Source organism: Oscillochloris sp. ZM17-4 (assembly GCF_019599295.1).
In the GTDB taxonomy this organism is placed as follows: domain Bacteria; phylum Chloroflexota; class Chloroflexia; order Chloroflexales; family Chloroflexaceae; genus Oscillochloris.
The window spans coordinates 102,395-109,763 of record NZ_JAIEWN010000017.1; the positions used below are offsets into that span (position 1 = coordinate 102,395).

Consider the following 7,369-nt stretch of genomic DNA (forward strand, 5'->3'; position numbering starts at 1 on the left):
GGTCGATCCGGCCTCGCTGCGCCAGACCTACACCAACGGCATCCTCGATCTGCGACTTCAGAAAGCGTGACGGGCATGGGGCGCACGGTCAAACATGTCGAGCTGCATCGGATCGGCACCACCGAGCTGCGGGTTGTCTCCGATATCGACACGGGCGAGATGGCGATTGTCCAGGCGGAGGAGGCGGTCATCCGCGACTACATGCGGCATGGCGGCTGGCCACACCAGCAGGTGAGCCTGTTCATCTTCAGTGATCTGGCGCCTGTGGCCCGCCAGGTGCCGGCCAGCGCGCTGCCGCCCGGCGGGGCCGATGCCCTGGCCAAGCGCACGGTGATCAACCTCTACGACCTGGCCAACCCGGGCGCATGCAATGTCTTCGTCAACCAGCAGATGATGATCAAAGAGGGCTACTGGGGCGATGCGCTCGCCGTGCGTGGCCTGCTGGCCCACGAGCACGCCCACCCGCTGGCCGAGAACGGCAGCACGCGGGCCTCGCGCGGGCTGGCGCTTGCGCTGACCCTGGATGCGCAGCCGGATGTGCAGCGCGGGCGGCTGGAAGGCCTGCTGTCCCGGCTGGCCGAAGAGCTCTGCCTCACCGCGCCGCGCGAGATCTTCACCAACCTGCTGGCGATCACCAGCGGCTTCGCCGAGGCCATGCTGCACCTGAACCAGCGCAATGTGGCCAACGCCGTCCAGAGCGTGGCTGGCCGCGCCAGGCTGTGCGAGCTGCTGAGCCAGGAGGTCGCCCAGGGCAGCCGCTCGGCCAGCAGCGTCGGCCAGATCCTGCTGGTCGGCGACCTGGAGAGCTACTGTGGCCTGGCCATGGAGCTGGCGCCCTTTGATCGGAGCGGGCACACCGCCGCCGCCGCCACGCTCGCTGATGCGCTGGAGCGCGACCTGTTCCCCCAGCTGGCGCCGCAGTTCGCCCCGACGTTCGCCGCGATCCGCCGCCTCTACGCCGAGCTGCCCGCCGAGCTGTCGCCGGCCGAGCTGCGCGGCTGGAGCCAGCAGGTGGCGGATGTCATCGTCGCGGCGGTGCGCGCGCAGGGATTGGCGGCGCACTGCGTGATCACTGAGCCACTGAGCCGCTGAGTGGCTGAGTGGCTGAGGGAAGGATCCGAATATGCCGCTGTTGGAGGAGGCTATCAACTGGTGGGGGAATGCCCCCTACCTGACCACACGCGCCCGCGCGCTGACCGATGAGAATCGGCTGCTGCACGAGCGGATCGATCTGATCGAGGCCCGGCTATCAGCCAATCAGTGAGCGCCCAGCAGCGCCCCAACGGAGACATATCAGTATGCCAGAGGAAGCGAGCATCACCCTGCGGGTGGCCGAGGCGCTGCCGAAGGATGTCGGCCGCGGCCTGGTCCGCCTTGATCCACAGAACCTCGATGCGCTCGGCGTGCGGATCGGCGACATTGTCCAGATCACGGGCAAGCGGGCCACGGTGGCCCGGGCCATGCCGGCCTACGCCGAGCAGCGCGGCCAGGGCCTCGTCCAGGTCGATGGCATCCTGCGCGTGAACGCCGGGGCCGGCCTCGACGAGCGTGTCAGCATCCAGCGGGTGGAATCCCAGCCCGCCCGCTCGCTGGCGCTGGCCCCCGCCGAGGGCGTGCCGGCGGGCCAGGTCAGCGCCCAGGCCCGCTACCTGGCCAAGCTGCTCGACGGCATCCCCGTCGTCGCCGGCGACCGCGTGCGGGTCAACCTCTTCGGCACCCGCGCCCAGAGCTTCAGCGTGGTGGAGACTAGCCCGCCCGGCCCGGTGCTGATCGGGCCGGCGACCGCCATCCGCATCTCCGGCGAGGGCGGCGGGCGCGAGCGCGGCACGATCACCTACGAGGATATCGGCGGCCTGCGCCGCGAGACCCGGCGCATCCGCGAGATGATCGAGCTGCCCCTGCGCTACCCCGAGGTCTTCGCGCGGCTCGGCATCGATGCGCCCAAGGGCGTGCTGCTCTACGGCCCGCCCGGCGCCGGCAAGACCCTGATCGCCCGCGCGGTGGCCAACGAGACCAGCGCCCACTTCGTGACGATCAACGGCCCCGAGATTATCGACAAGCTCTACGGGGCCTCCGAGGCCAACCTGCGCGGCATCTTCGAGGACGCCCGCAAGAAGGCCCCGGCGATCATCTTCATCGACGAGATCGACGCGATCGCCCCCAAGCGCGAGGACCTCAGCGGCGACCGCCAGGTCGAGCGGCGCGTGGTGGCCCAGCTGCTGGCCCTGATGGACGGCCTGGAGTCGCGCGGGAATGTGATCGTGATCGCGGCGACCAACCTGCCCAACAGCCTCGACCCGGCCCTGCGCCGGCCCGGCCGCTTCGACCGCGAGATCGTGATCAGCGTCCCCGACAAGGACGGCCGGCGCGAGATCCTGGAGATCCACACCCGCGGCATGCCCCTGGCCGCCGATGTGAACCTGGAACGGCTGGCCGCCGTGACCCACGGCTTCGTCGGGGCCGACCTGCAGGCCTTCTGCCGCGAGGCGGCCATGAGCTCGCTGCGCCGGCTGCTGCCCGATATTAACTTTAGCGATGCCCAGATCCCCTACGATAAGCTGATGGCCCTGGAGGTGACGGCGGACGACTTCGCCGTGGCCCTGGCCGACATCGAGCCCTCGGCCATCCGCGAGGTCTTCACCGAGATCCCCGACGTGAGCTGGGACGACGTGGGCGGCCTAGAGGATGTGCGCCGCCTGCTGACCGAGGCGGTCGAGTGGCCGCTGCGCCACGCGCCGGCCTTCGACCACGTCGGCGTGCGCCCGCCCAAGGGCATCCTGCTCTACGGCCCGCCTGGCACCGGCAAGACCCTGCTGGCCAAGGCGCTGGCCCGCGAGAGCGAGGCCAACTTTATCGCGGTGAAGGGGCCGGAGCTGCTCAACCGCTGGGTCGGCGAGTCGGAGCGCGGGGTGCGCGAGATCTTCCGCAAGGCCCGCCAGGCCGCGCCCTGCATCATCTTCTTCGATGAGATCGACGCGATCGCCCCGCCGCGCGGCGGCGGCAATAACGACGTGACCGAGCGCGTGGTCAGCCAGCTGCTGACCGAGATGGACGGCATCGAGGCGCTCAAGGGCGTGGTGGTGCTGGCGGCGACCAACCGGCTCGACCGGATTGACCTGGCCCTCCAGCGCCCTGGGCGCTTCGACTTCCTGGTCGAGATGCCCCACCCGGACGAGAGGGCTCGCCGGGCCATCCTGGGCGTCCAGACGCGACATATGCCCCTGGCCGATGATGTGAGCCTCGATGTGCTCGCCACCGAGACGACGGGCTATGTCGGCGCCGACCTGGAGGGCATGTGCCATAAGGCGGCCATGATCGCCATTCGTGAGTTTCTTGATCGCCGGCGGCAGGCCAGCCCGGCAGAACCTGTATCGAAAGAGGGCTCCTATGACTTCACAGCGCTCCGGGTCGCCAGATCTCACTTTATCGACGCCCACCGAGACACGGCACTACGTCTACGGGATCATCCCAACCGATGACCGGGCGATCTTCGATGTGGAGGGGATTGACCCGGCCAACGAGGTCCACACCGTCGTCGCGGGCGATCTGGCGGTCGTGACGAGCGGCGTCAGCCCCGAGCGCCTCCAGAGCCTGGATCGGGCCGCGGCGGTGCGCGCCCTGAGCGCCCACCAGCGGGTGCTTGAGACGGTGATGCGCGACTACCCGGTGCTGCCGGTGAAGTTCGGCACGATGCTGCCCGACGAGGACGTGCTGCGTGCGCTGCTGGGCCAGGGCGAGGGGCTGATGCGCGAAACCCTGGCCGCCTATGTCGGCAAGGAGCAGCGCGAGGTGGTTGTCCTCTGGGACATGGGCCAGGTCATCCAGGAGATCGCCGCCGAGGGGCCGATCAGCGCGCTGCGCGACCAGATCGCCGCCCAGCCGGCCGAGGAGACGGTCGACGCCCGCGTCGCCCTGGGCCAGATGGTCCACGCCGCGATCCAGCGCCGCCGCGCGCAGATCGGCGATCAGGTCATCGCCCAGCTGCGCGACCTGGCTGACGATGTGATTATCAACCCGACCATGGACGACAGCATGGTGGTGAATGTGGCGCTGCTGCTTGATCAATCGCGCCAGGACGACCTCGATCAGCGGCTAGACGAGCTGGACGCGCTGTTCGGCGGCAAGCTCCAGATCCGCTGCGTCGGCCCGCTGCCGCCCTATAGCTTTGCCACCCTCACGGTGCAGGCGCTGCCCTTCGACGCCGTGGACGCCGCCCGGCGGCAGCTCGGCCTCGCCGAGGAGGCGAGCGCCGCCGCGATCAAGCGGGCCTATCGGCAGCTCGCCAGCCAGGCCCACCCCGATCTCAACCCGAGCGCGGAGCACGCTGTGGCGGACATGGAGGCGCTGACTATCGCCTACGACCTGCTCGGCGCGCTGGCGAAGGCCCAGAGCCCCGCCGACGACGACGGGAGCCACGACTGGCCCTGCCGCCTCGACCGCACGACCGTCGAGCGCACCCTGCTGCTGTCCGTCGTCCGCCAGGAGGGCGCCGCGTAAGCTGCCGCTCAAGGCGGCCTACCTGGTGCGGCGCGAGCACATGCCGGAGATCCGAGGCCGGATCGAGGCGCTGCGCGCCGCCCACCGAGAGCTTGCCATCCTCGCCACCGGCCCCTGGCCGGCCTACAGCTTCGTTGAAGAAGGGACTATGCGATGAGCGCCTAGGGATCTGAAACCGAGCTGAAGCGCAGCACCGAAGCTGAGGACAGCAAGCTGATCTGCGCCTCGGACGACCTCGCGACCCTCGCAGAGGAGCTGATGACCGTGCGCGCAGCCGCCCCCAACCGGGTCGTCCTCGACCCGGAGAAGGTCGAGCAGGGCCTGGCCCAGCTTGTGCTGACGGTGATCGAGCTGCTGCGCCAGCTTATGGAGCGCCAGGCGCTGCGCCGGGCTGAGAACGGGACGGTCGACGACGCGGCGATCCAGCGGCTGGGGCTGTCCTTTATGCGCCTCGACAAGCGTATGATCGAGCTGAAGCAGACCTTCGGCCTGCGCGATGAGGATCTGAACATCGACCTTGGCCCGCTCGGCAAGCTACTGTAGCGCCAGGCCGCTGCGCCCCAGACTCCCGCCAGGCGGCGATGTTGCAGCCGCCCCGCCACATTCAGTCATGGCGGGCGGTTGTAGCCGCAGAGGCAAGAAAGATGCACCATGTGTGTGAGGCTGTTACTATATTGATTGACAGCTCCCCGCAGAGCGGCTACGATTTATCAGCATCTTTAGGCGCGCCACGCGTTTCACGATAAAGGCAGTAGCGCATAAGTCACGCTGTGGCGCATCGCCCGCCGGGGGGCTGACGCCCATGTGCGTTCGGTGAACGGTTTTCGTGTGGAGCACAACAGGTGCCTGATGCATTGGCGTCGGGCCGACGCATGCGCACCGGATGAATCTGCGGGTCGCCCATGCATGGGGTGCGCATGCGTCGGCCCTACCATGCCCCCGGCGGGGATGGGCCGCCCCGGCGGGCCGACACGGGCGGCGGGCGGTCAATCCGGTTTCGGTTCACCGAATGCACATGGGATGAAGCCCCCGGCTACGGTTCTGCGAAGGCCGCCTGCGCGGCCTCAGACAGGCCGCGCAGGCGGCCTTCGCAAACCCTAGCCCGCCCGTGTACGGGCCGGGCACGGTCGGGTCACAGCGTTCCTTCTGCGGTATTGCAAGATTTGATATGAGCGTAGCGCGGCGACCAGCGCCGCTGCCATGCCCATGCCGCCCCATAGCCCCGGCCCGTACCAGTACGGGTCGTAGCGGTAGTAGGCCGCGTGGGCGATCTCCATCTGGCGCGAGACCGGCTCGTCGGTGTCGGTGCTCGGGGCGTCCTTCACCTGCTGGCGGGTCAGGTTCACCGCAACCAGCCGCTGCTCCCAGTCCACCGAGCGAATAGAGCGCGGCGAGATCAGCACCGTCTCGGGAAGCAGCCAGCCGCCGGTGTTTGCCACCATGTAGCGGATCGACCAGGCCACATCGTCGAAGAAGAACGCGTCGACGTGGCCGATATCGCCGTCGGTCGCCTGGATGATGAGTCCGCGCAGGTCGTTGATACTGCGGAGCATAGGATGACCTCATTTCGCATTTCGGGTTTGGCATACCGCAGCCGCGCTGCGTTCGGCAGGGGCATGCATGCCGCCCCCACTACCCCAGTATGCCTGTGTATCGGCGCTCCGGTATGAAGATCATTCATTCGCCGCGCCGGCGTCAGGCCGGACGCGCGCGTGGCCGAATTCAGCCCGGTCGTTCACGACCGGGCCTGGGCGCAGGCCGGGCGATGCCACCATGATGTGGCCCTAGCTCAGCCGCCCTGCCCGCCGCTATATCGCGCCGGCCAGGCCTGGGCCAGGAAGGGGTCCGCCGCCGCACGAAACCGGTCGGGGCGACTCCACATCAGCGGGTGGTCGCCCTCCGCGATGAGCGCCACCTGTGCCGCTGGGATCGCGCGGGCCATCTCCGCGATCTGGCGGCCCACCTCGGGCAGGGCGGAGTCGGCCAGGCTCGCGGTCAGCAGGGTTGGGCAGGCGACCAGGCCCAGCCGGTCGCCGAAGTAGTCGATCCCGGCGGCGGCGTGGCCCGCCAGCATGGCCGTGTCGGCGGCGATCACCTGCCGCCAGTCGGCGCCGTGGGCGCCCTCCCAGAAGGCGCGCTGCCCCGCTGTCTCCTCGCTGCGGGCGGCGATCTGGGCCTGGAGCGCCGCCGCCGGGAAGTGGGCGACCACGCTGTCGGCGACGACCGCGGCGATCCGCGCGGGGGCCGCGATGGCGGCGAGCAGGGCGATCGCCGCCCCGCCGCTCGTGCCCACCAGGGCGCAGCGATCGATCGAGAGCTGATCAAGCAGCGCGATCAGAGTCGCCGCGCTCGCGGCCCACCAGTCGTGGGGCCACGCCGCGCGCCGCGCCGACTGGCCGGTGCCCGGCAGATCGGGGGCGATCACCCGGTAGCGCTGGGCGAAGTGCGCGATCTCGCCGGCATGGCAGGCCGACGAGCAGGTATTCCCAGGGATCAGCAGCAGCGGCGGGCCTTCCCCCGCCGTGCGGAAGAAGATCTGGGCTCCTTGAACGGTGATTGCTGGCATTGCTGTATGCGCCCTCGCTGTTGGCAGGCCTTGATCCATCGTCAGTCACACGCGGCCCATTCTACAACGGATCCCCGGGCTACTCCTGCTCCATCGTGAGCTAGCGCCCCCGCCGGATAAGGTATTGGGGTTAAGATATGGATGGCAGGCGGCCATGCGGGTCTGCCGCCTTAACCGGGGGTTGCACCGGCATAACCAGATGTTGCGCCGCCTTAACCGGACGGGTCGCAGACTAAACCGGACGGGCCGCAGACTAAACCGGACGGGCCGCAGACTAAACCGGACGGGCCGCAGACTAAACCGGAC

8 protein-coding genes are annotated in these 7,369 nt (G+C 69.2%); 6 read left to right on the forward strand and 2 right to left on the reverse strand.

Features of this window, described 5'->3' with window-relative positions; genetic code table 11:
• Positions 1 to 75 precede the first annotated feature (75 nt).
• From K2Z83_RS14360 to K2Z83_RS14385, 6 genes are all read left to right on the forward strand, one after another.
• Positions 76 to 1,092 carry a hypothetical protein gene (locus tag K2Z83_RS14360; RefSeq protein WP_220595873.1) on the forward strand — a complete coding sequence of 339 codons (1,017 nt, stop codon included), beginning with the start codon at positions 76 to 78 and terminating at the stop codon, positions 1,090 to 1,092.
• A 31-nt stretch (positions 1,093 to 1,123) separates the two neighbouring features.
• Entirely contained in the window at positions 1,124 to 1,264 is a 141-nt protein-coding gene (locus K2Z83_RS14365; RefSeq protein WP_220595874.1) for a hypothetical protein, read from the forward strand.
• A 34-nt stretch (positions 1,265 to 1,298) separates the two neighbouring features.
• A complete protein-coding gene (locus K2Z83_RS14370) occupies positions 1,299 to 3,479 on the forward strand; it encodes a CDC48 family AAA ATPase (RefSeq protein WP_220595875.1) in 2,181 nt (726 codons plus the stop codon).
• Positions 3,388 to 4,497, forward strand: a complete 1,110-nt coding sequence (locus K2Z83_RS14375) for a GvpL/GvpF family gas vesicle protein (RefSeq protein ID WP_220595876.1) — start codon at positions 3,388 to 3,390, stop codon at positions 4,495 to 4,497. The genes K2Z83_RS14370 and K2Z83_RS14375 overlap by 92 nt, the downstream gene beginning before the upstream one ends.
• A 40-nt stretch (positions 4,498 to 4,537) precedes the next feature.
• Entirely contained in the window at positions 4,538 to 4,654 is a 117-nt protein-coding gene (locus tag K2Z83_RS14380) for a GvpL/GvpF family gas vesicle protein (RefSeq protein WP_255603959.1), read from the forward strand.
• A gap of 101 nt (positions 4,655 to 4,755) precedes the next feature.
• Positions 4,756 to 5,040 carry a gas vesicle protein K gene (locus tag K2Z83_RS14385; RefSeq protein ID WP_220595878.1) on the forward strand — a complete coding sequence of 95 codons (285 nt, stop codon included), beginning with the start codon at positions 4,756 to 4,758 and terminating at the stop codon, positions 5,038 to 5,040.
• A 554-nt stretch (positions 5,041 to 5,594) separates the two neighbouring features.
• Here K2Z83_RS14385 and K2Z83_RS14390 read toward each other — a convergent pair.
• Together K2Z83_RS14390 and K2Z83_RS14395 are read right to left on the reverse strand one after the other, a co-directional pair.
• Complete coding sequence (locus tag K2Z83_RS14390) at positions 5,595 to 6,050, reverse strand: PRC-barrel domain-containing protein (protein WP_220595879.1); 456 nt, start codon at positions 6,048 to 6,050, stop codon at positions 5,595 to 5,597.
• 236 nt (positions 6,051 to 6,286) lie between these two features.
• Positions 6,287 to 7,063, reverse strand: coding sequence for an alpha/beta fold hydrolase (locus K2Z83_RS14395; protein WP_220595880.1), 777 nt, complete (start codon positions 7,061 to 7,063; stop codon positions 6,287 to 6,289).
• Positions 7,064 to 7,369: the final 306 nt, after the last annotated feature.